Annotated in this window: 2 protein-coding genes; one reads left to right on the top strand and one right to left on the bottom strand. The window is 26.0% G+C overall.

The features are described 5' to 3' along the window. Positions 1-162, top strand: a 162-nt coding sequence (locus AMN83_RS00210; RefSeq protein WP_143323619.1) for a DUF4396 domain-containing protein, incomplete at its 5' end; no start/stop codon positions are given. A gap of 2 nt (positions 163-164) precedes the next feature. Here AMN83_RS00210 and AMN83_RS00205 read toward each other — a convergent pair. After that, positions 165-534, bottom strand: a 370-nt coding sequence (locus AMN83_RS00205; RefSeq protein ID WP_075503393.1) for a cytochrome b, incomplete at its 5' end; no start/stop codon positions are given.

Genomic DNA, 534 nt, shown 5'->3' with positions numbered 1-534 from the left:
ATGCTTAGTATGGAAATCATGATGAATTTAACTGACTATGTTTTAACTGGAGGCGCAATTTTAACATGGTGGGTTGTACCAATAATGCTGATTGTAGGTTTTTTAACTCCTTGGCCTTATAATTATTGGAGATTAAAAAAATTTGGAATTGCTTGTCATTAAGATTAAAGAATTCTTTTTAATAAATTGTCCCCAAAAAATAGTTTGTGAATAATAACAGCAGTTATATGAAGCACTATTAAACCGATAAGTGTATAATTTGAAAGAATGTGAATTTCATAAAACTGATCTGCTAAATCAAAATTTTCATTTATTTGAAACTCTCTAAATATTATTGTTAATGTTTCCCCGTTAAATAATTTTTTTAACATTCCCGAAATTGTTATTGCTAATATAGAAATATATAAAAGCACATGGTTCATCTTTGCTAGAAACCTTTGTCCTTTAAAAATACTTGGATCTAATTTTGGAGTTGGGTTAAGTATATTATTTATTAACCTTATTATTATTATATAAAAAACAGTTAAACCTAAT

Origin of the sequence: Candidatus Pelagibacter communis, from assembly GCF_001180025.1 — a bacterium.
Taxonomy (GTDB): domain Bacteria; phylum Pseudomonadota; class Alphaproteobacteria; order Pelagibacterales; family Pelagibacteraceae; genus Pelagibacter; species Pelagibacter ubique_A.
This window is presented reverse-complemented; position numbering and strand designations above follow the sequence as displayed.